Annotated in this window: 1 protein-coding gene; it reads right to left on the reverse strand. The window is 39.1% G+C overall.

Translation table 11 applies throughout. The features are described from left to right. The coding region (locus tag ACFIJZ_RS09335) for a helicase-related protein (RefSeq protein ID WP_375631858.1) at nt 1-1,274 on the reverse strand (1,274 nt) is incomplete at both ends.

Consider the following 1,274-nt stretch of genomic DNA (forward strand, 5'->3'; position numbering starts at 1 on the left):
TTGGATTCTTCCTCAATATTGGTTTTATCGAGTTCTGTTAAGATTTTTTCCATTGCTTGCGAAATGGCATTGTTTTGCACAAATTCATTGCCCTCAAACAAAGCTTCAAACACGGGACGCGTTACAAGATGTTGCGCTAACATCTCAATCGCTTCTTCTTGCTTTATCTCACTGTTTAAGTTGTTTTTTAATTCTTTATAAAACGCATCAAAGGCATGATAAGCTTCGCTTGTTTGATCAGAAAGCATAGTTTGAAGGCGTGTGATATGGTTTTGTGCAATCTCAGCAACATTGTTCGCCCAAATGCCCCAATAATCACTCATGGTAGATTTTTTAACAATTAGTGTTTTGAGAGCATTGGGAAACTCAACAAAAAAGGGCAATCTTCCTTGTCCTTCATATGTTTGGTGCGGTTCATGAGCTTGTGTCCCAATACGAAGTCCGGATTGTTCCGATTTTTCGTGGAGCGTGATTTCGTCAATAACCGTGGTGACATTCTCTAATTCGGTCTTTTTAGAAACTGTAACAATGTCGATGATAGAGCTTACGTCTTGCCCTAAGACCATCTGGTTAAGGGTTTTACTAAAATTCTCATCATGGGCAAGCAAAGCATTGAGAACTTGCCAGACAACACTGTATCTCTTATTGTTTTTTAATGCCTCTTCTGGTGAAACACCCGCAGGAACACCAACCGGCAAAATGATATAGCCCATCTTTTTGCCTTTTGCACGACGCATCACACGTCCTAGCGCCTGTATCACATCCACTTGGCTTTTACGCGGGTGTAAAAACATAACCGCATCAAGGGAAGGAACATCAACACCTTCTGAAAGGCAGCGTACATTGGTTAATATACGGCAGACATTCTCACCCGCATCTTCTTTCAACCAATCAAGTTTTATCGTACGGTTTTTGGCACCAGATTTTCCATTAATATGATCTGCTTGACAGTTAAGAAGGGGAATATTTTTATGGTTTTCATGAAGATCACGTAAATCTTTCTTAACTTCTTCATCATTGAATGTTCTACATATGCGTTCAGAAGTATCAATATCTCTACAAAAAGCCAAAGCTCGATGCATGGGTCTTGTATCATCCCCAAGATCAATTTTCAGATCCATTTTGGTAAGAGCTTGATAACAACCCATGATCTTTGTTCTATCATCAAGAATAAGTTCATAATTCTCATCTGTCATCAGATGCTGGATAGATTTACTCACTTCTCCTTCATCAACACCTAAAACGATAATCTTGTAAGGCGTTAAAAGTCCATT

This window comes from Bartonella sp. CL70QHWL (genome assembly GCF_042194855.1).
Taxonomy (GTDB): Bacteria; Pseudomonadota; Alphaproteobacteria; order Rhizobiales; family Rhizobiaceae; genus Bartonella.